At 61.0% G+C, this 21932-nt stretch carries 27 protein-coding genes; 2 read left to right on the top strand and 25 right to left on the bottom strand.

Annotation, left to right across the window (positions count from 1 at the left end):
- Window positions 1-8: 8 nt before the first annotated feature.
- The 7 genes from IEV29_RS15815 to IEV29_RS15785 form a co-directional block, all read right to left on the bottom strand.
- Window positions 9-254: a hypothetical protein gene (locus IEV29_RS15815; RefSeq protein ID WP_009242133.1), complete on the bottom strand. Its 246-nt coding sequence runs from the start codon at window positions 252-254 to the stop codon at window positions 9-11.
- Window positions 255-379: 125 nt separating this feature from the next.
- On the bottom strand, window positions 380-748 hold the full coding sequence (locus IEV29_RS15810; protein WP_009242134.1) for a hypothetical protein: 369 nt from the start codon (window positions 746-748) through the stop codon (window positions 380-382).
- A gap of 23 nt (window positions 749-771) precedes the next feature.
- The gene (locus IEV29_RS15805; RefSeq protein WP_017510483.1) at window positions 772-1296 is read right to left on the bottom strand and encodes a Dna2/Cas4 domain-containing protein; all 525 of its coding nucleotides are present in this window, start codon (window positions 1294-1296) and stop codon (window positions 772-774) included.
- Window positions 1293-1712, bottom strand: a complete 420-nt coding sequence (locus IEV29_RS15800; protein ID WP_188382270.1) for a CFI-box-CTERM domain-containing protein — start codon at window positions 1710-1712, stop codon at window positions 1293-1295. Before IEV29_RS15800 ends, IEV29_RS15805 begins: the two co-directional genes overlap by 4 nt.
- A complete protein-coding gene (locus IEV29_RS15795; protein ID WP_038314824.1) occupies window positions 1712-1972 on the bottom strand; it encodes a hypothetical protein in 261 nt (86 codons plus the stop codon). Before IEV29_RS15795 ends, IEV29_RS15800 begins: the two co-directional genes overlap by 1 nt.
- Window positions 1973-1979: 7 nt before the next feature.
- A complete protein-coding gene (locus IEV29_RS15790) occupies window positions 1980-2705 on the bottom strand; it encodes a M48 family metallopeptidase (RefSeq protein ID WP_188382269.1) in 726 nt (241 codons plus the stop codon).
- Between the two features lie 75 nt (window positions 2706-2780).
- Entirely contained in the window at window positions 2781-3110 is a 330-nt protein-coding gene (locus IEV29_RS15785) for a TrfB-related DNA-binding protein (RefSeq protein WP_082355033.1), read from the bottom strand.
- An 83-nt stretch (window positions 3111-3193) separates the two neighbouring features.
- Between IEV29_RS15785 and IEV29_RS15780 the strand changes: the two genes are divergently transcribed.
- Window positions 3194-3448, top strand: a complete 255-nt coding sequence (locus tag IEV29_RS15780) for a hypothetical protein (protein WP_017510487.1) — start codon at window positions 3194-3196, stop codon at window positions 3446-3448.
- The gene (locus IEV29_RS15775; protein WP_229726455.1) at window positions 3448-3759 is read left to right on the top strand and encodes a hypothetical protein; all 312 of its coding nucleotides are present in this window, start codon (window positions 3448-3450) and stop codon (window positions 3757-3759) included. The genes IEV29_RS15780 and IEV29_RS15775 overlap by 1 nt, the downstream gene beginning before the upstream one ends.
- Before the next feature lie 24 nt (window positions 3760-3783).
- Here the strand turns inward: IEV29_RS15775 and IEV29_RS15770 are convergent, their stop codons facing one another.
- Genes IEV29_RS15770 through IEV29_RS15685 form a run of 18 tightly spaced genes read right to left on the bottom strand, consistent with a single transcriptional unit; the run spans window position 3784 to window position 21920 of the window.
- Complete coding sequence (locus IEV29_RS15770; RefSeq protein ID WP_188382268.1) at window positions 3784-6831, bottom strand: conjugal transfer protein TraG N-terminal domain-containing protein; 3048 nt, start codon at window positions 6829-6831, stop codon at window positions 3784-3786.
- An 11-nt stretch (window positions 6832-6842) separates the two neighbouring features.
- Window positions 6843-8249 (bottom strand): conjugal transfer protein TraH, encoded by a 1407-nt coding sequence (locus IEV29_RS15765; RefSeq protein ID WP_017510489.1) that lies wholly within the window; start codon window positions 8247-8249, stop codon window positions 6843-6845.
- A gap of 10 nt (window positions 8250-8259) precedes the next feature.
- A complete protein-coding gene (locus IEV29_RS15760) occupies window positions 8260-9072 on the bottom strand; it encodes a conjugal transfer protein TraF (RefSeq protein WP_017510490.1) in 813 nt (270 codons plus the stop codon).
- Window positions 9073-9076: 4 nt separating this feature from the next.
- Complete coding sequence (locus tag IEV29_RS15755) at window positions 9077-9439, bottom strand: hypothetical protein (protein WP_188382267.1); 363 nt, start codon at window positions 9437-9439, stop codon at window positions 9077-9079.
- Window positions 9436-10677, bottom strand: coding sequence for a conjugal transfer protein TraN (locus IEV29_RS15750; protein ID WP_188382266.1), 1242 nt, complete (start codon window positions 10675-10677; stop codon window positions 9436-9438). The genes IEV29_RS15755 and IEV29_RS15750 overlap by 4 nt, the downstream gene beginning before the upstream one ends.
- Entirely contained in the window at window positions 10674-11825 is a 1152-nt protein-coding gene (locus tag IEV29_RS15745; RefSeq protein ID WP_188382265.1) for a hypothetical protein, read from the bottom strand. The genes IEV29_RS15750 and IEV29_RS15745 overlap by 4 nt, the downstream gene beginning before the upstream one ends.
- The gene (trbC, locus tag IEV29_RS15740; RefSeq protein WP_188382264.1) at window positions 11822-12598 is read right to left on the bottom strand and encodes a type-F conjugative transfer system pilin assembly protein TrbC; all 777 of its coding nucleotides are present in this window, start codon (window positions 12596-12598) and stop codon (window positions 11822-11824) included. Before trbC ends, IEV29_RS15745 begins: the two co-directional genes overlap by 4 nt.
- Window positions 12598-13599 carry a conjugal transfer pilus assembly protein TraU gene (traU, locus tag IEV29_RS15735; protein ID WP_009242093.1) on the bottom strand — a complete coding sequence of 334 codons (1002 nt, stop codon included), beginning with the start codon at window positions 13597-13599 and terminating at the stop codon, window positions 12598-12600. Before traU ends, trbC begins: the two co-directional genes overlap by 1 nt.
- A complete protein-coding gene (gene traW, locus IEV29_RS15730; RefSeq protein WP_017510496.1) occupies window positions 13596-14234 on the bottom strand; it encodes a type-F conjugative transfer system protein TraW in 639 nt (212 codons plus the stop codon). Before traW ends, traU begins: the two co-directional genes overlap by 4 nt.
- Window positions 14221-14697, bottom strand: a complete 477-nt coding sequence (locus IEV29_RS15725) for a S26 family signal peptidase (RefSeq protein WP_017510497.1) — start codon at window positions 14695-14697, stop codon at window positions 14221-14223. The genes traW and IEV29_RS15725 overlap by 14 nt, the downstream gene beginning before the upstream one ends.
- Entirely contained in the window at window positions 14697-15125 is a 429-nt protein-coding gene (locus IEV29_RS15720; RefSeq protein WP_017510498.1) for a hypothetical protein, read from the bottom strand. Before IEV29_RS15720 ends, IEV29_RS15725 begins: the two co-directional genes overlap by 1 nt.
- On the bottom strand, window positions 15115-17739 hold the full coding sequence (gene traC / locus IEV29_RS15715) for a type IV secretion system protein TraC (protein ID WP_013723313.1): 2625 nt from the start codon (window positions 17737-17739) through the stop codon (window positions 15115-15117). Before traC ends, IEV29_RS15720 begins: the two co-directional genes overlap by 11 nt.
- Before the next feature lie 37 nt (window positions 17740-17776).
- Entirely contained in the window at window positions 17777-18427 is a 651-nt protein-coding gene (gene traV / locus IEV29_RS15710; protein ID WP_017510499.1) for a type IV conjugative transfer system lipoprotein TraV, read from the bottom strand.
- On the bottom strand, window positions 18424-18573 hold the full coding sequence (locus tag IEV29_RS15705) for a hypothetical protein (protein ID WP_009242087.1): 150 nt from the start codon (window positions 18571-18573) through the stop codon (window positions 18424-18426). Before IEV29_RS15705 ends, traV begins: the two co-directional genes overlap by 4 nt.
- On the bottom strand, window positions 18570-19319 hold the full coding sequence (locus tag IEV29_RS15700; protein WP_027477943.1) for a DsbC family protein: 750 nt from the start codon (window positions 19317-19319) through the stop codon (window positions 18570-18572). The genes IEV29_RS15705 and IEV29_RS15700 overlap by 4 nt, the downstream gene beginning before the upstream one ends.
- Window positions 19312-20661, bottom strand: coding sequence for a TraB/TrbI/VirB10 family type IV secretion system protein (locus tag IEV29_RS15695; protein ID WP_017510501.1), 1350 nt, complete (start codon window positions 20659-20661; stop codon window positions 19312-19314). The genes IEV29_RS15700 and IEV29_RS15695 overlap by 8 nt, the downstream gene beginning before the upstream one ends.
- Complete coding sequence (locus IEV29_RS15690) at window positions 20654-21391, bottom strand: type-F conjugative transfer system secretin TraK (protein ID WP_038314810.1); 738 nt, start codon at window positions 21389-21391, stop codon at window positions 20654-20656. The genes IEV29_RS15695 and IEV29_RS15690 overlap by 8 nt, the downstream gene beginning before the upstream one ends.
- On the bottom strand, window positions 21327-21920 hold the full coding sequence (locus IEV29_RS15685) for a type IV conjugative transfer system protein TraE (RefSeq protein WP_017510503.1): 594 nt from the start codon (window positions 21918-21920) through the stop codon (window positions 21327-21329). The genes IEV29_RS15690 and IEV29_RS15685 overlap by 65 nt, the downstream gene beginning before the upstream one ends.
- Between the last annotated feature and the right edge of the window lie 12 nt (window positions 21921-21932).

Raw genomic sequence — 21932 nt, 5'->3', positions numbered from 1 at the left:
GCCTCCAGTCAGCCCAAGCCGGGCACAGCAATGCCGAACACCCGCACGGCAACAAACACCACTGCCGCCAACCCCGCCACGATCAGCACGCCGCGCAGCACACGCGCGAGCAACAAGCCAACGACAATGCCGATCAACAGCGGAGTAGGGGTTTCAGCGAAGATGCGTTGCAGTGCGGCCCAGGCCCCGCCCACGTAGGGAGAAACCATTTGCCATATCTGCGTCAGCAGCGCATCCATCGGTAAGTTGTCCATGCGGGTGTCCAGTGCCAGTATTCAGATGCCGTTTATTTGCTTTCACGGTGAAAGCAAGTTTATCAAAAAAATCCTACTGGCACTAGGCGTTTAGCGCGATAACGTCAATAGGAAGGGGAGGGCGATCACGCCACCAAGCTCTCACGCACCGGCCGCAGCGCGGCGGATGTCTGGCTGATGATCTGGTGGATTTCGCCCAGGTAGCTATCCACCCGGTTCTTCATGCTGGCCCAGGTATGTTTGGTCTGAACCAACGCATCGAGCGTTTCAGCGTCGAACCGCCCCGCCTGGATGCAGTTGTGGATGGTCAGCAGGCGAATCTCCATGTTGCGCAGCGCGTACTCGCAACGATTGATTTGCTGGCCGTCGATGGGGGTATGGCAGTAGCGGACGTTCTCCACGTCGCGCACGAAGCCCTCGAAGTCCTTTTGATGGTCGCTGAGAAGGCCGACAAAAGTTTCCATCAGGCGCAGTTCGCGGTCAGGGGTAGTCATTGGTGGAATCTCCATGTTGTTGGTTAAGGGTTAAGAGAAAAGCATTCGGAACGATGGCCGCATGTGTTGCATTTGCGGCCCCGGCTTTTGCGCGCTTTGGCCCTGCGCTCGGTGATGTCGATGTACCGGGCCACCAACTGCTCGCAATAGGCGTCGTCGCGCAACTCCACGCGCATGGCGCGGCGCTCACGGGTTTTTCGGTTGTTGATGGCCACGAAGCCAAAGGGCGCGGTTTCGAGTCCGTTCAGGCGAAGCAGCCACGCTTGCAAAGAGAGCTGCGCAATGTCCGTCTCATAGACGCGGTGGGCATCGCGGTTCTTGTTTTCGAGGGGAACATGCAGTCCATCAGGAAGCCGATACACCTGATCGGGCCGGCCCACGACGGGGAACGGCGCATTGATGAACAGGTTGCGTTCCACTTGAGCCACCTTGCCGGCCGCAAGCTCGGGAGGGAGCCAGTTCTGAGTGAACCCGCGCCAGACCATGAATGTCCAGCCGGCCAGCACCAGGGCAAGGGCGAATAGGATGTAGCTGGCCAAGTTACTCATCGCGGCATCCCCATCAAGCGAAGCAGGGCGTTCAGCCCGGCGCGCACAGCCGTGGCCGCGCACCGGCTCCTGCACAGCAGGGCCACCAAGCTAGGTGAGACGGCGTAGTAGGCTCGGACGAACAAGCGCCCTGCCATTGCCGGCATCAGCACCCGATCACGCCAAGCGCGCAGGAAATTCGTCTCGGCCGCGTCAGGCCCGTAGATCGCGGTGGCAATGAAACAGCGCCGATCAATCGCTGCGCGCGTCTGCCCTTCGACCTGAAACCGTAGGTGCTCGAAGGTGCCGGCAGCGGCCTTCGCCCGAACCTCCAGCGGCCGGGCATCCCCACGCTCACGGTCGAAAACCACCTTTTGCTCGCAGTAAACCGTGCCTACGATGTCGGTGATCGTGTGGTACTTTTTGGCCCGCCTCATCACCCCTCCTGCTTTCGCGCGCGAAAGTCGGGCTTGGCCAGCATCCAGCGATAAATGCCTAGCAGGCTGGTGGCAGTGAAAGCCACTTGCATGAAGATCAGGCCCGGCGCGTCGGTCATGACGCCGAAGCCGATCCAGCAGACATTCGAGGCCAGGAAAGACACGAAGCCCCAGCCGGACAAGCGGTTATTGAGGGCCAGCATCAAGGCCCCCAGCACCCCAAACGCGCAGCCGATCCATTGCAGGTAGAAGGCATCCATGCTCATCTCACAGAAGGGCCTTGCGCCCGGTTTCCACGGCCCGCATCCGCATGGCCAAGGTCGGGTAGGCATTGGCGAACGAGAACCAGCGAACCCAGGATTTCGAGGGGTACAACACGGCCAGCTCGCGCAGCGCCGTCAACATCGTTCCGTGCCCTACGGACTGCGCAGCGCCGGCATCCGCCCGGTACTCGCAATACCGGCGAATCCCCAGGAACAGGAGGAAGGCGGCAAAGAAAAAGTTGTTGTTGTCCAGGAGGTGGCTGCTCACAGCAAAGCAGCAGGCATAGGTGAACGTGGCGAAGATGTGGCGCTCATGAACATGGGCGTTTTCATGGGCGATCACGCCCCGCATACCCTCGTCGCTCATGCTGGCCAGCAGGCCGGTTGTCACGTAGATGCGCGAATGACTCGGCAGCAGCCCCACAGTGTTGGCTTCCTTGTCGGCATGGTCATACAGGAAGACGGGGCGACTATCAGGGACGGTTGCCACTATCCTTGCCAAACGCTCTTGAAGCGCAGCATCCCGCGACGGTCGCGGAGCAAGGAAGCGCGCCGATAATGGCGCGCTGGCATAAAAGCCGAACAGGAATATCAGGCTACCGAGAGCCTGAGTCATTGGCTTGGCGGCCGGATTCGTGGATAACCTGCCAGTTACCCACAAAATGCCGCCAGCAACCTCCATGATGAAGACGATCAGAATGATCCGTCTGAACCAGTGAGACGGGATCATTGCAAATTGCAGTCGTCACAGATTAAAGCTGTTGGGATCGAGCGATACGGCGTTTGATCGGTGCCAGCGCGCCAGTCATTTCTCATGCTGAGAGGCTGTTGCGAAGCACATCCGCCCAAGGTGGCCGTGGTAATGAGAATCAGGAGAAGTTTTTTCATCGGTTGCCCTTTCAGGGGAAAGTTGGTTGTTGATTTCTTCCAGCAGCTCCCGGCACACTGAATGCACCCGTTGACGCGAGACGCCGACGTGGCGCGCGACGGTTGCCTGCCGGTAGCCTTTGAGGAACACTTCATCAGCGATGCGGTAAGATTCGGACGAAAGACCCAGCCGCCGCGCTGCTTTCACGAAGACAGCACGCGACACATGGCCACACGCTGCGGAAACAGTCTTGAATATCTGACTCATCCCCTTGCACCGTAAGGGTTTTGGGCGTATTTTGTCAATAGACAAGATGCGCAAATTCTATCCAAATTGGAAGGAGAGTTGTAATGAAAAAAATGCTTTACGCTGCTTTCATCGTGGCAGCACTTGCCGGCATGACGAACGCCAGCGCCCAAGCAGCCGCCTCGAAGCGTGGCGGTGTCTGCATCGGCCCCTTCCGTGGTGGCGACTCGGTGTTGCAGTGCGAACACATCGGCAAGGTGACGATCAAGCAGATTTACGAAAAAGGCTTCCGTGTCGTGCATATGCAAGACGACAAAAACACGGCCACCTACGTGATGCTGGTTATTGAGGAACAATAATGATGCGACTGACAAAAATGCTGTTCTCTCGAAGGCGCTGGATGCTCTGGCTTCCATTGCCGGCCGCTGCCGCACTTTCGGCATCCGGTGGTAATTTCCTTGCCGACTACATTCCAATGCTCGGCGGCGGATTGATTTTCTGGATTCCATTCTGGCTTGCATGGTGGTTAAGCGATGGATTCAAGGGAATGTCGAAATGGCCCGGCACTGGCGCGCCAAATAGCGCAGCAGGCGTTAATCCATTTACCGGCAAGTCTTGTGTTGTTCATCATTTACCCTGGGGCGATAACTACACGGGCGGCAATTCTTGAAAGGGGGCAAAGCCCCCTTTCCCTTTACTTGCTGCCGTTGTTGATCTGAACCGAGGCGGCTGTTTCCCGCTTCATGTTGTCGTTCAGCTTTTCGCCGTCTGCCGTACCGTCGCCGCCAGTCAGCTTGTCCCAAGCCTTCTGAACGGTGTCCTTGCCGTCGCGGATCATGTTGTCCTCGTTGACGGCTGCGGGGTTGGCCCGCCCAGCGCCAACAGCCTTGTCCGGGCTGGCCCAGGCATTCACGTTCTCGTCCAAGGCCCCGGCACGCGCCGGGATGCTGCCCTTGTTCTTCGGGTCGAGCTGGCCCTGTACGTCCCCTCTGGATTCCGCAATGATCGGAGGCGCAGAGGTATCGACCTTGAGCGGAGCGGTTCCGCCGTAGCCGGTCTGTCCCACCTTCTTCTTGTGGACGCCCTGGATGTCCTGCGGGATGCCGGCGCGATCCTTGGCGGATTGCCTCTCCAGCTCGCCCTTCGTGGTCGGCAGTTTTTCGCCTGCGAAAGTCTGCTGCGGCATGGTGGTGGCTTGTTGAACCATGCCCTTCTCGCTCACGTAGTCCTGCACCATGTCCATGATCCGGTCTTCGGATTGGTTGGCGAAACGCATGGCGGTCATGCCATTGCGCGCTGCCACCTTCTCGAACAGATACGGATCGGCCATCAGATCCTTGTGAGTCGTGAAGCTGTTGCTGTCGCTACGGTTGGCGCGGTCGCCAGTACCGAATTCACGACGATCAGAGACATCACGCACGCGGGAAACCTCATCCACGTTCGTAAGGGCGGCATCGCGGCCGTGGCGGTCGTTTTGGGCCGATTGATTGCCCGTCCCGGCCTGCTCGGTGCGGGAGCCGCGTTCAGCAAACGTGCGCTCGGTGCGCGCGGCCTCCTGGTTGCCATGAACCGTATCCACGCCCCGATCCCGGCCGTGCTCGGCGGTGTAGGTCTTCGCGCCGTTGTAGCCCAGGCCCGCGTTGATGAGGCTGCCCGAAGGCTGGGCACCGCCCTTGCCGCCACGGTAGTTCTTCAGCGCCTGGTCGATCTGTTGCTGGTTCGCGCCGCCCTGCTTCATGGCGTCAGCAATACGCTTTTCCTCGCGCGGATCAGGCGCGCCACCCGCGCCACCCGCACCAGGAGCACCGCCGCCGTTGGGGTTCCCACGGCCAACACCCAAATTCATGTGGAGCTGGTCATTGGCACCGGCCGCCGTGCGGAAGTGCGAACCCTCACGGAAGTTGCGATCCAAGTTCTGGCCAGTGGAGTGTTGGCCACCATACCCGCCCTCGCTCCCGCGAGCCGCCACCACGCCCGTGTTCTGGTATTGGCCACGGGTTGTATCGTGCCCCTTCACGTCCGTGAGGCTTGAGCTGTCGCCGTGCCGGCGCGCCAGTTGATCCCCGGTCGAAGTGATGTCGGTACGATGCGCTTCCTGGTTGCGGCCGGCTTCCAGTCGGTGATCCATGTTCATCTGCGTCAGCATCCGGTTTTGAAGCTGCTGCAAGGCAACCGCGCCGTTCGCGGCCATTGTGGCCGTCGAGCCATTGCCTCGGCCGATGGTTGCCCCGCCGCCTTGCAGGCCGATGTTGCTGTCGTACTTGTTCATCGAGGTCGTGTTGACCGATGCGGTATCAAGTCCAGCTTGGCCCATGCTGACATTGCCGCTGGCATTGCTTGCGCCCACCGCTGCGCCGGCAGAGGCAAAGCCGGTCATCATCCGGTCGGCAACACCCATGAAACCGCCCTGCCCCAGCTTGATGATGGCCCCGGCGATGAATGGCACTAGGACAACCATGTAGCCGATGGCCGCCTGCTCGTTGGTCAGCGTGGCGTCGAAAGCATCGGTGAGCTGGAACGGCACACCGGCCGCCAGCTCCAGCGCGCGCGCCTTGTAGCGCAAGTGCATGAGCGACAGGTGGTTGATGACGGCGAACAAGATTGGCCACAGGCCGATCCAGGCCAGCGACATCATGTAGCCCGCGATGATCTTCTTTGCACCCTCGGTCGAGCTGACAACCATCAGAACCACAACAACCGGGAATAGGCCGTAGATGATTGCCTCGATCCAGTTGCGCATGTGGGGCAGCGTCTCTTGGGCCAGCAGGCTCAACGTGCTGTTGGAGCCGTCAGCTTGCCGTGCCGCCTGGGCAGCGCCGGCCAGGGCATTAACCTCGGCCACCCGCGCAGGATCGTTCAGCAGCGCCGGCAGCTCGGTGCCGGCCTCCTTCCAGATGTTGTTGAACATCGCCTGCTTCATCGCGTCGGAGGCGTTGCTGGAGTTGTTCAGAATCCAGTCGTAGGACGTGCCCACCGTCGAAACGAACATGCTGGTAGCGATGGCATCACTGCTTGCCCGAGTGAAAGCCTGCTTGCCGTAGAAGGCTTGGCCAGCCGTTACGGCGTCGTTGACCTTCTCCTTCAGGATGGCCGCAACATTGGTGCAGGTATCGGTGGTCGGCGCATTCGTCAGGGTGTTGTAGGTGACGAAGCGGGCCGGACTCGTGTTGTTGAAAATCACGTTCCAGGTATCGGTGCCGCCCACAATCTGCTGCGGGGTAATTTCACCGTCTTTCACGTCGTACAGCGTGCATTCCTTGATGAACTGCATCAGGTCGGAGCGCAAGCTGGGGTCGCGGATCGTCGCGTTATTGACTTGCTTCAGGATGCGGTGGCCGAAGCCCACATCCCCTTTTTGCAGGCCCAAGTCTTCGGGCACACCGAAGACAGTTTCATAGGTGTTGGTCAGTGCGCCGAACACCAGATTTGTCGTTTGCGCAGTGACGGCCAGGGCAAAGGGGACGTTATCGACCACGCGAGGCGGCTCCAGCCCGGTCTTGTCGGTCAAGGCAACGCGCGCGATCGGCAGATTCAGCACCGTCACGAAAGCCAAGGCGTGGATAAACCACTTCGCCATTTCGAGCTGCTTGTTCATGTAGCCGAACATGCCGATTGCAATGGCGAACAGGAAAACCAGCTTCAGCAAGCCAGCGAAGCCAGCGCCGGCCATCATCGAGGCGACGGCGTTGAAGACGTAGTAGAGCGTTTCTACGTTCCAGTAGGTTTGAATTTCGATGTCCACGGCATCCTCCCTTAGCGCAGGCTCTTGCCGAAGGCGAGCGAGTTACGCAGCGTCTGCGACAGGTTGGCATTGAGCGCACGCTCCATGTACTGCACCTCCTGGGCGATGTTGTAGGTGCTGATGGTCTGCGAGTAGGCAGTGGCCAGCACCTGCTTTGCTGCGCGCGAAATTTCCTCCAGCTCGGGCTTCATCTTGCCCAGCTCGGCGGCCTGGGTAGCGTCGGCAGCGGCGGAGAACTTCGCCATTGCGCCGCGCAGGTCGGTGACGGCACGCTGGATGTAAACCTCGGCGTATTTGGCGGCGATCAGCTCTTGGTAGCGGCCAATCAGCGCGTCGGCCATCGAGGTGTTGTTGAGGGTCGTCGTCACGGCCAGCATCTTGTAGATGGGCAGATCGGTGGCGTTCAGGAAGCCGATGGTGGCCGCCATGTCGTCATGTGCCGAACGGTTGGCGATCTTGTCGGAGATTTTTTCCATCTTCTCCCGCACCATCGTCTTGAAGCTCTTGGTGGTCACTTCGTCCTCGGTCGGACTCAAGCAGCCGTCCGCGCTGGTGGTGTCGCAACGCCAGATCGGCACCGTGATGGTGTCGGAGGTGGTACGCGCACCCACCAGGGCCTCCACCGTGATTTCCTTGCGCAGCAGCGGGATTGGCAGTTGCGGTGTGTCGCCGGTCGGGAAGATCATGCTGCCGATCATCGACATCAGGATCATGCGTTGCTCGTCGGTGATGCCATCGAGCTTCTTGAGCGCCTTCCAAACCACGTTGCCGGTCGGGAGCTGGTCTTTCGCCTCGGGCCTCGCGTTGGCCACCGAGTTCACCGTTTGGTTGGCCCGGCTTTCGCTGTTCATCACGTTCGTCCAAGCGTCGGTGATGTTCTCGAAAATATTGGTGTCCACACCGAAGTTCTTGGCCGCGTTCTGCTTGCCGCGTGTCCAGGTGTCGGGCACGGCCGCATTGACGATCCCCTTGGCCGCCTCGCACGAATCCATGTTCAGACGGTTAGCCGCTTGGGCCGTGGCTTGCAGGGCCTGCATCACGTTGTCGCAGGTCGGGCACAGGTTCTGGATGGCCAGCTTGAAGCCGTAGCCCAGGGCATTCGAGCCGATGTTGCGCAGCATGGCCACGAACTGCTCTTTGTTGATGAACGAGAAGCCGCCTGCAAACAGGTCAATGCCTCCGCACCCAGCGTTCCAGCTCGGCGGCGTCACCGTGGCCAGTTGGTAGGTGCGCTTGGGCATCCGCATGAACAGACTGCCCCCGGTGTAGAGGTTCATCGTCTGGCCTTGCAGCACGGCCGGGTTGCTGACGTTGCCTTGAGCATTCACGGAGTCGAAAAGCTCCTGCATGTTCATGGCGTAGGTAGAGGTGGTGAAAGCAAATGCCGTCACCAGCGCCGTTACTTTTTTCAGTAGCATGGGCAGCTCCTTAGAAGTTATCGCCGGGCTTGGTGCCGGTGAGGACAAAAATTCGATTGACGATTTCGGTCAGGGCCATCATTCCGAAGCCCACGGGTGCGCGGTCGCCGGTCTGCTTCGAGCCGATGAACAGTGCTGGCACGCGCTCAATCCCCCAAGCCGCAGCTTGCGCGCGGCCGTCGCGGGGGTTCGGGAACTCGGGCAGGCCCATGCCATCGACGGATACCGGCAGCACCTCGATGCCGTACTTGTCGGAAAGCATCTTCAGCGTCGGGGCCATTGCATGGCAGTACGGGCAGTCGCTACGGAAGAAGAAGATCAGCCCGTGTTCCTTGGCCAGCATCTTCAGTTGCTGTTCCTCGTTCTGAATGCGGCCCTCGTCGTAAATCTTGATCGCGGAGTTATTGACCGGCCGCTTTTGCGCGTAGTCGAGGCTCGGGTTTTGCCAAACCACGCGCCGCCAGTTGTCAGCGAAGACAGCTCCCTTGTCCTGCGTCATCTGCCAAAGCTCCAGGTAGTCCTTCATGTTCTGGTCGGTGGGGTTCATCACCGCCACGTCTTCCCGGCGCTTCAGTTCTTGTCGCAGTTGCTCGGCGGTCTTGATGTCCTTCAGCTCGATGCGCTTGGGCTGGTCAGCCTTGCGGCCAGTCTGAGGCCGGGCCGGCGCCGGCGTCGGCTGCACAGGCTGCGGCTTGGCGTCTTCCATGTCGCAGTACCAGTTGGGCTTGTTCGCATCGCACTGCCAAACAGAGGGGTAATCCAGCGATTGCGCATTGGCGTACCCAGACAGCAGGGCCAGCAGGAGAAGGCTTCGCTTCATCATTGGCTTACTCCACGGAAATTGGCGGGGTGCCGTCGAGGCAGTAGTTGAGCTGGGTCTTCAGGATCGCGTCGGTGCGCCCTTGCGGGGTATCCACATCCTTCTTGGTGAACACCATTTCAAGGCGCTTGCAGTCGGCGCGACTGAAAGACTTGATGACCTTGGCAGTCACCAACAGCGGCCCGGTCGAGCGGAATTGGCGAGTGAAGTGCTCGGCCACCTCCCCCTCCATGACGCCGCTGGAGCTGCCGTTGCGGATGGCAGTGGCCAGCACGTCGTGTTGCCGGGTATAGACGGTCGGCCCGGCGAGGCTTTCGCGCGCGAAAGTCGAGCAGGCCAGCAAAATGAGGGCAATAGAGAGAGTTTTCATTGGTCGTAGTAGCTCTGAACTTTTTGGTTGACGGTTTGCTGCACCCGGTTGCTCATGGTCGATGCCGGCACATCCTTGGGCACGATGTCCGCGATGAACTCGGACAGATCAATCCGGGAGAAATCGAGGGCTTGGAGCTGCGCCTGGTTGAAGCCGCCGCAGCTATTCATCGGCATCCCGAGTTGCGCGCGGCCTTGGCGATTGATGATCTTGGCCAGCTTGGAGTTAAAGCAGCAGTGGCGTTCTTTCTTCTCCACGCAGACCTTGAGCACCTTCTTGCTGCAATACGTCTCGATGTGGACGCACAGGTTTTGGCCGCGCTTCATGGCCATGACCTGCTCGGCGGAATCGCAGCTCAACCATTCCTGCACCAGCATGATTGCCACGGACAGGGCGAAGCTGTACGGGTCGAAACCGACGAACTGGAAGCCGTTAGCAAAGGTGAACTCGAAGGTGAAGCCGTAGAACCCGAATTGCGGATTGAAGACGCCATCACCCAAGCCGGATGCCCAGCTATTCATCGCCCCAAGGCCCTTGTCGATCAACGAGCTATCGAGCTGGCCATAGAGCGAGTCGTACATGTACTTTGAACCCAGCACGATGGATTCGCGGCCCGCTTCGCCCGCCGCCTTCATCCCCGCGCCGAGAAGCGCGTAATTGCTGAAGGCAGCGCCGCCACCGGCTGACTTGCAGCAGCTCTTGAGCGTGGTGCCGCCCAAGACCTTGATGCTGCATTCCTCCATGTAGCCCTTGAAGATTTCCACCTTGTTCGGGTCGATGCCGTACACGCCGGCCTCGCGGGCGGCCTCCATCATCACGGCCGCTTGGCCAAAGTCCTTGTCGGGTGGTGCGCTGGTATCAAAGCACCCTGCCCCGCCGTTCTGGCAGAAGGCGCTTTGATCGCACACCGTTTTCTCGGTGTAGGTTTCAGGCTTGTCCGGGCAGTTGTATTTCTGCTCGTACATCACGCAGGTGCCGGAATCGTCGCGCTCCACGCATGACGATCCGATCTGCGAGCACCCCTTGTCTCGCAGCGGCTGGCAGTCGTTGACCATGTTCTGGCTGCGGCATTGATAGGTGTCCTGGTACTCCCAGCACTCACGGAAGACGGACATACCCGATACGTTGCGCGTCTGATTGGGCGCGGTGCAAACCGTGCCCGTCTTCTGGCAGTCAGGCGCAGCGAAGGCGCTGAAGCTGGCGACAAAGGCCAATGCGGCAAGAATCTTTTTCATCATTGAGCCCTCTGTTCCAGGGGAGCGCACTGGCTGTTGTCCCATTGGTCATAGCAGTTGCGCGGGCACAGTTGGCGCGTCGTAAGTTGGATAGCCCCCTCCCCGCCGCCCGCAACAACTGTCCGCATAAAGATCGTGTTGGAACCGTTCTTGAGGTAGGGCTTCACGTCGATGTTCAAGCCGAAGTTCCAGCTTGTTGAAAGCTCCGGGCCGCTAAAGCATGTCGCGCAATACTGAACAACATTGCTGTAGTAGGCGCACTGCCCGGTTTCCCAATCTGTCCAAGCGCATTGCTGAACAACATCAAGCCGATCCCCGCCGCGCGGGCCGACATACACAGTGGTCCCATTGACTTTCACCATCAACCAGTCGTCATAAGCTGCACGGGTCAGGGCGAAGCGAGTAATCAGGCCCACGTCGCGGATGTCGAAAGTCAGGTTGCGGTCGTAAACCGCACCGTACCCCCCCCAATAGTTGTCCGCGATGGTGCCGAACTGGAGGATGTAGTTGCCGGCCCCGTCCGGGGTGAAGCTGGTGGCCATGTCGCCGGCCCAGCTATTCGGGACGATGCCCCCTTGGTCGCAGCCGTCGCGTTCGGGATCGCACGCCACCTTGAGCACGCGCTTGCAGGACAGGTTTTCGAGCGTCTGCGTTTCCGTGCAAGTCTCGGTGATGTAGGTCGCCGGGTTCTTCACGCGCTCCACGCGGCATTGCTGCGTCGAAGCGCCGGGGATGCTGCCGGGGTTGTTGATGACGCCCTTGGAGCCGGTCAGGATCGGGTCGGTCTGCTTGTCGATGGTGAACTTCGGCCGCTGCGTCGGGTTCTTGCTCATGAAGTTCACCGCGTCGCATTCCTGCTGCTGGAAGGCATTTGGGGCCTTGTACGTCTCGCACTGAATCTGCTTGTTCGTGCCAGCCCCGCCGATGAGGTTGCGCCCTTCCTGGAAGTTGGCCGTCTCCGGTGCCGTGGTGCTGTAGTACGGCAGCACGTTGGAGCCAGTTGCGCCATTGATCTTGCCCCCCGCCACACCCTTGCCCGTGTTGGCGAAGTCCTTGCCGGCGTTGAAGGCATCGGCCGGCGTCGTGATGGTTTGTGCGCTGGCTACACCCACAGCGGCCAGCATCGCGGCGATGGAAAGGACGCGCTTCATTGGTTCCCCCTGATCTGGCGAAGGTAGCGAGACGCCACGGGTTCAAATTGCGGAGCGCGGCGCACAATCTCGTCCAGCGCGTAGTCCAGCGAAACGTCACCGGCCACCGCCACAAAGTTGTCAGGGAGGGCGCAGCCCTCGTTGTCCACTTGGTCGATGGTTGCGGCCTTGGCCAGCACCATCGTGGGAACGGCCTTGACCTTGTACTTGGTGAAGGCGTTGGGGTTCACCAGGACGTTGCCGCCCTGTTCTCCCAGCTCCTTGATGGCCAGCGCCGTATCCTTCAGCGAGTTGTTCTTGAAACCGCGCAGCACCACGGAAGCCCCCACCCGGTTGGCTTGGCTGACGATCCGCTTGAGCGATTCGGCCGGCATCGTGAAGCTGGCGAAAATCATCAGGTCATCCATCTTGCGGGCCTGGGCCTTTTGCTCGTATTGCTTGGCCAGCGCCTCGATGTCGATCCCGGCGCGCTCCGGCGTCGGCACGTTGGGGAATACGTTGGCGGCGTTCTTGGTCGCGGGATTGTTCGGGTCGAACATCTGCTTGCGCTCACGATCCACGCGGCGCATTTCCCGGTCGATGTCGGCCGAGTTGGGCATAGCGCCCTTCTTAGCCTTCGAGGCGGGGTTGTTCGGATCGAACATCTGCTTGCGTTCAAGCTCGATGCGTTGGCGTTCTTGGTCGAGCTGGGATGCGGACGGCGTGCTCTGCGCCACGCTTTCGCGGGCGAAAGCGGCCAGCAGCATCAGCCCGATGACAGTTTTCTTGTTCATCAGAATCCCACTCCCAGGCAGCAGTTTTTCTTTCGGAAAATCATGTAGGCGAAGTCTTCGCCGGCATACGGGTAGCTCTTGCCAGCTCCCCAAATGGCGGTCGTGCGGCCATAGGGTTGGCAGCAGCGCCCGTTGATCTTTTCCGTCTGCGGGATCGGGTAGAGCATCTGGTACTTGTATTGGGTCTTGTCCATCACCGGCTCGGGATAGATGCCACACAAGCCGTCAGCGCCCGAGGTGCCCCACATCAGGAATTCGCGGTGCAGCTTGGCCGTCATGCGCTGCACCAGCAGCGAGCTGGCTTGAACGTGCGAGACGTGGGCCTGCACATGGCCGTTGAAGGGGTAGATCGAACCCTGGCAGCCGGCGCACCAGAAAAGCGCGTTACTGCCAAAGCCGGCCGATGACAACACGCAGTCGCCGGCACACGCGGCTTGAGCAATGGGGTTGCCGAACAGGAAGGTTTCCGGGTTCAGCAACATGGTCAGCTCGTCGTCGTTCCAAGTCGGATCGACTTCGGTGATGTAGGCCACGTCAAAGGAACCCGTTTCCAGACACGGGTTGTCCAGGATCACCTCCAGCCAATACAGGATCGGATCGGCGTACCAATGAACCTGATAGTTGGACTGCTTGGTGTTGTCTTGCTGCAAACGGATCTCGCCTTCCGGGGCGCGGATACCGGGATCGAGCTTGATGCCGCCAAGCGAGACAAAGCAGTACGGGGTGCGGGTCACATCCACGCGCCGCGCCGGCTCCCAAAAGCCGGTCTTGATGCCGATGCGCAGGGGGTTGGTGCAGGTGCAGAGGAAGCCGTCAGGGTTGCCGGTATCCTCCTGGCCCATCGTCATGATCGGCGTGCCGCCTAGCGTCAGCGGAAACAGGCAGCTCCAGCAAATATCGGTGATGGGGTTGGCAAACTTGCCCTGGCACACGCCGGCCATACTTTCGCGCGCGAAAGTCGCCGCGAGCACCATGAAAGCCATTACAAGCCAGCGTTTCATTGCAGCTCCTTCGCGGGAATCTCATCGAGCACAAGCATCTTTCCCTGCTGACGAATCACAGCCGGCACGGCCGTGATGCCGAACCGCTTGGAAAGGGTGCCCTTCTGGTCGTAGAAAACTTGGGTCTTCCAGGCTTTTGTGAGGTCGAGCCAAGACCCAGCAACGAGAATCGGCTTCACCTTGAGCTGGCCGCCCTTGGCCACCAAGCGCCCCACTGCTTCGCGCTGCTCGGGGTCGCGGCCGTCGAAGAACACCAGCGTCTTCGTCAGTCCGGTCATGTCCAGCGGGTTGATCTTCGTGCCGGCCGGCACCACGATGCGGCCGTCGTCGGTCGTTACCGGCTTGGTGTAGGTCACGGTGGGGTCGATGAAACGCTGTGCGCGGGCGCGCACGGTGGTGATGCCATCCACCGGCTTCATGTTCTTGATGCTGCCCATCGAGCGGCGGATGGCTTCTTCCTGCAACCGCTTCAGCTCGCCGCTGCGCTCCTTTTCGCGCAGCTTCTTCATAATCATGTCGAGCGCGCTTTCCTCCCCAATCGGGTAGGTCGGCCCGATGCTGCCCAAGCTCGCCGCGTTCGCGGTGGGCAGGATCGAGGCGATCAACAGGGCTGCGATCAGCTTAGAAAATTTCATAGGCCCTCCCGATGACTTCGGCCTGCTTCACGTTGCCGGTCAGCGCATAGCGCGAGTCCAGGCTGTTCGGGTTGGGCGTCGAAACGAAATACTCCCCTGCCCCGATAACCCCATCCTGCGCGGGCTGGAGAGGCACGCCAGCCTTCGAGAAGGGCTTGGCGGTGCCGATGTATTGGTCATTCACCCAAAACGCGCTGCCGGCCCGTTTAACCGTGTCGCCAGCCACACCGGCCACGCGCTTGATGAAGGTGGTGCCAGCGGGATAGGTCGCCCCGCCATGCCAGCGGTAGGCGATCAGCTCGCCCTTCTTCACCTCCCCACCCTTGTGGATCACGTAGAGGGTGCCGGGCAGGCTGTTGGTCAGGTTGAAGGTGTAATCCAGCCAAGGGGTAGTGGCGGCGGCCAGCGCACCCACGGCGAACACACCCGCGCAAACCGTCCAGTAGATGCGCTTCGCCTTCATCACTTCATCCTCGCCCGGACTTGATCCGTGTAGTCGATGGTCACGCCGCCCAGCAGCGCCGCCTTGTTGACGATCACGCAGTTGCACTCTTGCCCCAGCGCATCCACGGTCGCGGACAGCTTCTTGGCAAAGTCGATGGTCAGCTTCTGCGCCACGGCGCGCTGCTCGTCCGTCACGTCGCCGCCCTTGCCGATCACGTCCAGGGTGCGCTTCTGGTCTTCCTCCACCAGCACCTGCAAATCCACGGTCGCCACGCGCGCCGGCATGTTGCGGTTGATGACGTAGGCCACTGGCGCGAGCGCCACCAGAGTGAGCAAGGTGGACAGCACGGCCGGGATCACGTAACGCATCCGGTCGGCGGCCGGCGCTGCGGCCTCGGTCGGCGCTGGCGTCTCGGGGGTTGGGTTGGTGGTCGGTTCAGTAGTCATCTTTCCTCCGGCGCGGGGACAGTTGTTCTTGAGGGGTACGGCGGGCCAGCATGATTTCCAGGGCTTCCATCGTGGAATGACCCTGCTCCAGCAGCGCGTTGCATTCGTTGAAGTCCTGCGCGTTGGTCGAAGCCATCAGCAGGGAGAACGGATCGGGGATGTGACGCACCACAGAATCGCCGTTAGGCGAGGAAATGAGCATTTCGCTGAAGCGGCCGCGCTCGGTACGCAACGACAGCAGCATCCGCTTCACGGCCGGCGAGAAATTCACCATGCCGTCCTCGATCAGCTTTTCCAGGTTCTTGCGGTCTTGGCGCAGCAGAATCTTCCAGTCGGCGTTGTTGTAGGCCGCCTGGGCCGCATCGTTCTTGTAAGCGTCCTCGATGCCCTGCGTACCCACGCAGAAAATTCCGTTGTACTTCCGGGCGCGGCGGTAGCCTTCCTCGATGAACTCGGCGGTTTCCTTGTCAGCCCCCAGGAGCTGCCACGCCTCATCGACCAGACACAGCTTCTTGCGGTCGCGCGTCAGGTACATGTCGTGGGCAATGCGCGAGGTCAGCACGAACAGCACCACGCGGCGCAGCTCGGGCGCGTTCTTCAGTTCTTCCAGCTCCAGACCCACCATGTCAGCATCCAGGCTGATGTTGGCGCGGCCATTGAAGAAGTCGCCATAGACGCCATCCTTGGTGAACGGCGCGAGCTGCTTGGCCAGCTCGTAGGCCACGCGCTCGGTGCTGCCCGACTCGTTCTTGATGTTGCTCAACAGATAGTCGCGGATGCGGGTCGGGTTGGTGTCCTGGCCGTAGTCCTGCCAGACAGCGGTAATCGCCTCCCCGATCAGCGCGTACTGGAATTCCGTCAGTGGCGCATTGGGTGACGCCATGCGGCCGATCATCGGCTTGAGCATCCGCATTTCGGCCTTGAAATCCAGCTCGTCGTCAGTGCCCACCCATGTGAACGGGTTGATGCACAGCTTGGTGCTCGGCGTGAATTCGAGGAAGGTGCCCTTTTGGAGCCGGATCAGGTTCTGATAGCTGCGGCCCACGTCGATCACCCACACCCGCGCACCGATGCCGCGATAGGCCGAAACGACTTCGTTCATGGTCACGGACTTGCCCGAACCGGACACACCCGCCACGAACACGTTGTAGTTGCCCTGCTGGTTGCTGTAGAAGTCGAGGAAAGTAGGCGTGCCACGGCGGCCGAAGAACATCATCACCGGGTCGCCTGCGCCCTTCCATTCGCCAATCACCGGAGCCATGTCCACGGCGTTCACCGTGGTCTTGGAAGTGATGAGGCGCAGCTTCTGCAAGTCGTCGCGCACCGTCTCGGTGAGCGTCATCGGCAGGCTGGAATACAGGGCCGTCAGTTGCAGCAGTTGCAGCGGGCAGATCGTGAAGCGTTCGCTGCGCCACACGTTCAGGGCCACTTGGCTGGCCCGATTGATGACTCGCTTGGGCGCGAACAGCAGCAACGTGTGGTACAGCTCGCACATGCTGCCGCCGTTGTTGAGCTGGTGCAGCACGATGTCCCAATCGTTCGCCTGGGCCTGAAGCTCGGGCTGGAATTCGGCCATCTTGGACTTGGCGTTTTGCTTGGTGCGCGCGGCCTTGATCTGAGCCTTGCCGTCCACCACGTTGGGGTCAAGCGTGAAGACGCCACCGCACACCAGGAACGGGCACGGGTATTGAAGGCCGTCATCGAAAAACGAACCGATGATGTTGGCCATCTCCCACAGCTCTTTCTTCTGCGGGTACTGAAGCACGCCGAAGCCACGCACGGCAATGCGCTTGTCTTCGTCGCCCTGCTTCTCGGGCGGCAGGCCAAACAGCAGCTCGTTGGCCTTCACGCGCACATGCTGGCCAAAGGCGGTGACTTGGTTCTTGATGGATTTCCCGTCGTCGTAGCGCAGGTCGGGGAACGGCTCCTTGCTGAACATGCTTTCGGGGTTGAGGATCGGCCACAGGAAGCTAATCAGCCCGTCAGCATCGAGGGGGAAGGACGGCAGGCTTGCCGTGCGCAGTGAGGCGCGCACTGTCTCGCGCAGCTCGTACATTTCCTCCACCAGCTTGGCGTCACGGAAAGAGCCGGCTTTTGTGATGGAGAACAACAGCCGGATGTTCTTCACCACGTAGTTGTCATTGGGCCAAAGCGGCTTGCCCTTGGCCTTGTAGATGTACTCCACGCGGCGCTTGGCCAGCTCCTGGAAGAACGGGGTCGTCTTGCCGTTGTCCACCGCGATATGGCGTTGATCCATGTACGCCTGAAACTGGTCATCCAGCACCGGGCTACCGAACAGGCACCACTGAATCCCGTAGTGCGGCGGCACCGGGGTAAAGAGCGTATTGAGGCGGCTTGCCATGTCGTCGTCCGCGCCCGTTTGGGCGATGACTTCAAAGCAGAAGGCCACCGAGTTGTCGTTGTAGAAAAGGCCCGTGTCGGGGTCGTATTGGTCGTACTTGAGGATGCTGTGAAGACCGTAGAGGCTCGTCACCTCGTTGGCGGCCGCCACAGGGGCCGGTTGGCTCCCGACATCCGAGGTGTTACCCAGCACGGTTTCGTCCCAAAACCGGGCGGCAGCACCCTTTAGCTTGTCCATCATGCTGTCTTGCATTGAATGTTCTCCATGTTGGCCGCCCGGCCAGCGTTGTTTATTCGCTGTCCGGGATGACGTTGCCGGGGCGCATGATTCCGTTCAGCAGCTCGGTGGCTTGCTCGTTGCTCATGCGGTCTTGACGGACGCCGATAGACTCCATCCCGTTGTCAGCGGGAGGCGTCGGCTGCTGCCCCAGCACGCCAGGGCTTTGCCGTTGCTGGCCAGCGCCGGCCGCTTGCGGCTGCGCAGCCTGGGCCGTCACATTCGACGGGGCGCGCACCGGCCGGTAGTTGTCCTGGATGCGGCGGCGGTTGTGCTCGATCAGCCAGCGGCCGGAATCGACCGGCAGGTACACGTAGGACTGGTCATGCAGATCGCCATCGGTGTCTTCCCACGGCGCGAACCAGACCCGAAGCAGGCGCGGGGCGCTGCGGATCGGCGTGCCCGAGTAGATGGGCTTGGTCATCACGTTGCTGCCGGCTTTCGCCTGCGAAAGTTCCACCGGAGCCTCGCCGCGCGCATTCACGCGCTGGCCCGGCAGGTTCTTCGCCTGGGCATTGGCGTAGATGCCGCTCATCGACTCGCACAAGATGCCGTCCGGGGCCTTGCACGCGAATTCGGATTTCGCATCAAAGCCGGACATGCTGCTGCAACCGGATAGGGCCACCACGGCCCCGATGCCAAAGGTCAAGGCCAGTGCCTTCATTTGCTTCCCTCCCATGCGTGCGCGGCACTGCCGCTGAAACCGACTCCCTTGCAGCAAGCGCCGCAGTCGCGGCCAGCCAGCGAACCGCAGCCCGTCAGGGCCAGGGCCAGCGCGCCGGCACCAAACATCAAGGCCGTGCGCTTCATTGGGTTGCCTCCTGCGTGGCGGCCGGCGCGGCAGGCTTGCCGGCGTTCAGCCATTGGTCGATCTTCTCGGCCGGTGCGGAGCCAGGCAGGACGCGGCCATCGGCGGCAATCAGGGTCGGAGTGCCCACGACGCCCAGCTTGGAACCCAGCACCAAGTTGTCGTTGACGGGGTTGTTGCAGGCCACCAGCTTGGGCTTCTTGCCGGCCAGCATCAGCTCGCTCCAGGCTTTGGCCTTGTTCGGCGCGCACCACACGCTGACAGCCTTGGTCTTGGCTTCCGGGTGCAGCGATTCGAGCGGGTACAGGAAGGTGTAGATGGTCACGTTGTCCAGGCGGGCCAGCTCGCCCTCCAACTGCTTGCAGTAGGGGCAGTCCGGGTCGCTGAACACAGCCAGGATGCGGCTGCCGTCGCCCTTGACCGTCTTGATTGCTTGGCCAAGTTGCTGCGCCGGGAACTCGGTTTTCTTGCTATCGAGTTTGCGCTGGGCAGTCAGATCGACTTGCTGCTGCATGTCGAACAGGTGCCCGAAAATGAAGTAGCGGCCCGACTCGTCGGTGTAGGCGATGTTCTCGCCCATCACCACCTCATACAGCCCGGAGACTTGCGACTTGCGAATCTCTTTGAAGGTCGTCTTCGGGTACATGGTCTTGAACTTCTCGACCACGGAAGCGGGTGCTTCATCCTGGGCAAATGCGGGAACAGCCAGCGCAGCAGCCAGCGCGAGGGTCAACACTCGTTTAATCATCTTCGTATCTCCTGGAGTTGGTGCCGGTGCGCTTCAGGAGGCCCCGGTAATCGTCCTTGGCGAGCGCCTTGCCGGAATAAACAGCGCCCTTGGTGATGAGGATTTCGACGGTACGGCCGCCATCGGTTTCGATGACGGGGTACAGCTTGTCCGCCGCCTTGAGGTAGTACTGAGCGAGCTGCTGGCCCGCGCTGCCTACCCCCCCACCGATAGCGGCTTGCCCGATCTTGTCCGGGTCGATGGTTTGCGTGATGCCGCCGCCGCCCGTGCTGGTGATGGTTGCGGAGGACTGGAAGGCTTTGCCGATACCACTGAGCGCGCCGGCAAACAGGGCATTGGCGAGCAACTGGCCCTGCTTGGTGACGAGACGCCCCCGCACGCCCGCCTTGCCGTCTTCCCCGATCACTTGGCCCTTGATCGCCATTTCAACGGCCTCGCCGTTGATGACGCAGGCCAGCGTCTCGGTACGGCCCATCATCCGTTCGGAGGACAGGTCGCCCCAGGTGGCGGCAACGATGCGGCAATCCTTGATGTCCAGCTTGTGCTTGTTGGCCAAATTGGCGACATCGAGCACATGGAAGGCCACCGGCAGCGGGTTCGATTGGGCTTGCCCGCCTGTCGGTGCATCCACGCCGTTGAGCATGGCCACGCGCACAAAGGAGCCAGCCGGCAGGAACTCGATGGTCTGCTTCTTGCCGTCTGCACCGCCGGAGGTGGTGCCGTACTTCTTGGCTTTCTCGTCGGTTGGGAAGCCCAGCACCTCGGTGATGCCACCAGCGCCGCCAACGGCCGCACCCGCTGCGCCCTTGCCCTCGGCGTTGTTGAAGGTGATGATTTCCACCTCGCGCCGCGCCGGCACATCCACCTGATTGAGCGGCTGATTCAGGGCGGTGGCCCCGGCCTTGCCGTTCGGTGACTGGAGAACACGCTGGCCCGGCCCGGTGCCATTGCCAATGGGCAAAGGCTTGTCCAGAACGGAAGCATCCGGCTTCGCAGCCGTGGTGGTGCCAGCGGAACCGGCAGCGGCCTTGTTGGCCTTCAGTTCCTCCAGCGCCTGCGCGAGCTTCTTGTTCTGTTCCTCCTGCGCCTTGAGCTGGGTCTTAACCTCCCCGATCAGGGCTTCGTTGGACTTCTCCTTGGCCGCCTGCTGTGCGCGCCACGCATCCTTGTCATCTACCGTTCCCGGTGCGGTGATGCTTACGGTTTTGGGCTTTTCGCGGTGCTGCGCTGGGCCGCTGTCGAACAGGAACATGCCGGCCCCGGCCAGACCGAGAATGCCGGTCACGGCCCCGCCGATGAGCATCATCTGGCGTTTCTTGGTTTGTGCGTTCGGTTCACTCATTGTCTTTGCGCTCCCGAACGATGTAGATGTCCGTCCCGTCGCCCTGCATCAGCGTGTGGTGCTCCACGGCAATGGCGCGCACGCCACGGCGGTAAAGCTCCTGCTCGACCAGCAGCATTTCGGAGGGGGAAACATTGGTCAGGCGGTATTTCTCGCCCACCACTTCGCCATCCATGTACTTGGCCACCAGGATCAAGCGCCCCTCTTTCCATAAAGGCACTTCCTTGTTCACCGGGATGGTTTCAACGCTGTCCTTCAGCTCGTCGTCGGCCATCACCAGCATCAAGTCCTTGATGCGGCGCTGGTAGGAGACGGTGCGGCCATCAGCGGCTGCGCGGCTCGAAGGCGTGGCCTTCTCGCTCGGCGGCCGGATGATGATTTCCTCGCCGGCCACCGGACGCGGAACGAGGATCAGCTTGTAGGTGACGCCCTTCTCGTCGGACACGAAAACTGTGACCGTGCCCTGGTTGGGCGACTCGCTGGCCAGCGTGAAGTAGTAAGCCCCCAGGGCCTCGTCCTTCTGGCCTGCCAGCACGCCCTTCACGCTGGGCACCACATTGGCAATGCGGCGCCCGTCGATTGCGAGACGGTTGGTTTCGTTGACCGAGATATTGACTTGAACGTGGCCCCGGTCAGCGTTCTCAACGACTTGCGTTGCGCCTGCTTCAGTTGCCAGCAGGCTTGTTAGCAGAAGGATCGCGCTTAACGATTTCTTCGATCTTGGAAACATAGAGACGCCCCGAGGTAGTGATGGTGAATTCAACGAGATAGTCCTTCTCGCGTTCGGAAGTGAGCTTGTCGGCAATAAAGGTCTTGAGTTTTCCGCTGACCTTCACGCGCTTGTCCTGCTCGCTGACTTCCTCTTTGCGAGGAACCCAAATGGTGGTGACTCGCTCCTGTTTGAGCCGCATTGCGGCCGCATCCAGCGCGGTCTTCAACCCGGCGTAGCCGTCCGGGTCGGCCATCTTGAGAATCACCTTGTTGTTGTAATCAACCGTCTCCGGCGTGACGGTCAACACCGTGCCCAGGACATAACCAGCCATATCCAGCAGGTAGTCCTTATTGGCGTAGTTCGATCCAATCTCGTAGGGCCGCTTAACTTCAGGCGGCACGATCTTGGTTGTGTCGCGCACGACTACGAAGCCCAGCAGCAGCACCCCGAAAAACAGGGTGCCCAGCAGGCCCGCGTTCATCGCGCGGTGAAAGCGGACTTGCGTTTTCAGCGCGTCCCGCTCGTTGTTTGCTTTATCTGGTGCCATTGCTCGTGTAGC

This window comes from Oxalicibacterium faecigallinarum (assembly GCF_014635705.1).
GTDB lineage: Bacteria > Pseudomonadota > Gammaproteobacteria > Burkholderiales > Burkholderiaceae_D > Oxalicibacterium > Oxalicibacterium faecigallinarum.
The sequence above is the reverse complement of the archived record's forward strand: the minus strand, read 5'-3'. Positions and strand labels throughout refer to the sequence as shown.

Coding starts and splice junctions, on each gene's coding strand:
- IEV29_RS15815 (WP_009242133.1), bottom strand. CDS start 254: ATGGACAACTTACCGATGGATGCGCTGCTGACGCAGATATGGCAAATG.
- IEV29_RS15810 (WP_009242134.1), bottom strand. CDS start 748: ATGACTACCCCTGACCGCGAACTGCGCCTGATGGAAACTTTTGTCGGC.
- IEV29_RS15805 (WP_017510483.1), bottom strand. CDS start 1,296: ATGAGTAACTTGGCCAGCTACATCCTATTCGCCCTTGCCCTGGTGCTG.
- IEV29_RS15800 (WP_188382270.1), bottom strand. CDS start 1,712: ATGAGGCGGGCCAAAAAGTACCACACGATCACCGACATCGTAGGCACG.
- IEV29_RS15795 (WP_038314824.1), bottom strand. CDS start 1,972: ATGGATGCCTTCTACCTGCAATGGATCGGCTGCGCGTTTGGGGTGCTG.
- IEV29_RS15790 (WP_188382269.1), bottom strand. CDS start 2,705: ATGATCCCGTCTCACTGGTTCAGACGGATCATTCTGATCGTCTTCATC.
- IEV29_RS15785 (WP_082355033.1), bottom strand. CDS start 3,110: ATGAGTCAGATATTCAAGACTGTTTCCGCAGCGTGTGGCCATGTGTCG.
- IEV29_RS15780 (WP_017510487.1), top strand. CDS start 3,194: ATGAAAAAAATGCTTTACGCTGCTTTCATCGTGGCAGCACTTGCCGGC.
- IEV29_RS15775 (WP_229726455.1), top strand. CDS start 3,448: ATGATGCGACTGACAAAAATGCTGTTCTCTCGAAGGCGCTGGATGCTC.
- IEV29_RS15765 (WP_017510489.1), bottom strand. CDS start 8,249: ATGCTACTGAAAAAAGTAACGGCGCTGGTGACGGCATTTGCTTTCACC.
- IEV29_RS15760 (WP_017510490.1), bottom strand. CDS start 9,072: ATGATGAAGCGAAGCCTTCTCCTGCTGGCCCTGCTGTCTGGGTACGCC.
- IEV29_RS15755 (WP_188382267.1), bottom strand. CDS start 9,439: ATGAAAACTCTCTCTATTGCCCTCATTTTGCTGGCCTGCTCGACTTTC.
- IEV29_RS15750 (WP_188382266.1), bottom strand. CDS start 10,677: ATGATGAAAAAGATTCTTGCCGCATTGGCCTTTGTCGCCAGCTTCAGC.
- IEV29_RS15745 (WP_188382265.1), bottom strand. CDS start 11,825: ATGAAGCGCGTCCTTTCCATCGCCGCGATGCTGGCCGCTGTGGGTGTA.
- trbC (WP_188382264.1), bottom strand. CDS start 12,598: ATGAACAAGAAAACTGTCATCGGGCTGATGCTGCTGGCCGCTTTCGCC.
- traU (WP_009242093.1), bottom strand. CDS start 13,599: ATGAAACGCTGGCTTGTAATGGCTTTCATGGTGCTCGCGGCGACTTTC.
- traW (WP_017510496.1), bottom strand. CDS start 14,234: ATGAAATTTTCTAAGCTGATCGCAGCCCTGTTGATCGCCTCGATCCTG.
- IEV29_RS15725 (WP_017510497.1), bottom strand. CDS start 14,697: ATGAAGGCGAAGCGCATCTACTGGACGGTTTGCGCGGGTGTGTTCGCC.
- IEV29_RS15720 (WP_017510498.1), bottom strand. CDS start 15,125: ATGACTACTGAACCGACCACCAACCCAACCCCCGAGACGCCAGCGCCG.
- traC (WP_013723313.1), bottom strand. CDS start 17,739: ATGCAAGACAGCATGATGGACAAGCTAAAGGGTGCTGCCGCCCGGTTT.
- traV (WP_017510499.1), bottom strand. CDS start 18,427: ATGAAGGCACTGGCCTTGACCTTTGGCATCGGGGCCGTGGTGGCCCTA.
- IEV29_RS15705 (WP_009242087.1), bottom strand. CDS start 18,573: ATGAAGCGCACGGCCTTGATGTTTGGTGCCGGCGCGCTGGCCCTGGCC.
- IEV29_RS15700 (WP_027477943.1), bottom strand. CDS start 19,319: ATGATTAAACGAGTGTTGACCCTCGCGCTGGCTGCTGCGCTGGCTGTT.
- IEV29_RS15695 (WP_017510501.1), bottom strand. CDS start 20,661: ATGAGTGAACCGAACGCACAAACCAAGAAACGCCAGATGATGCTCATC.
- IEV29_RS15690 (WP_038314810.1), bottom strand. CDS start 21,391: ATGTTTCCAAGATCGAAGAAATCGTTAAGCGCGATCCTTCTGCTAACA.
- IEV29_RS15685 (WP_017510503.1), bottom strand. CDS start 21,920: ATGGCACCAGATAAAGCAAACAACGAGCGGGACGCGCTGAAAACGCAA.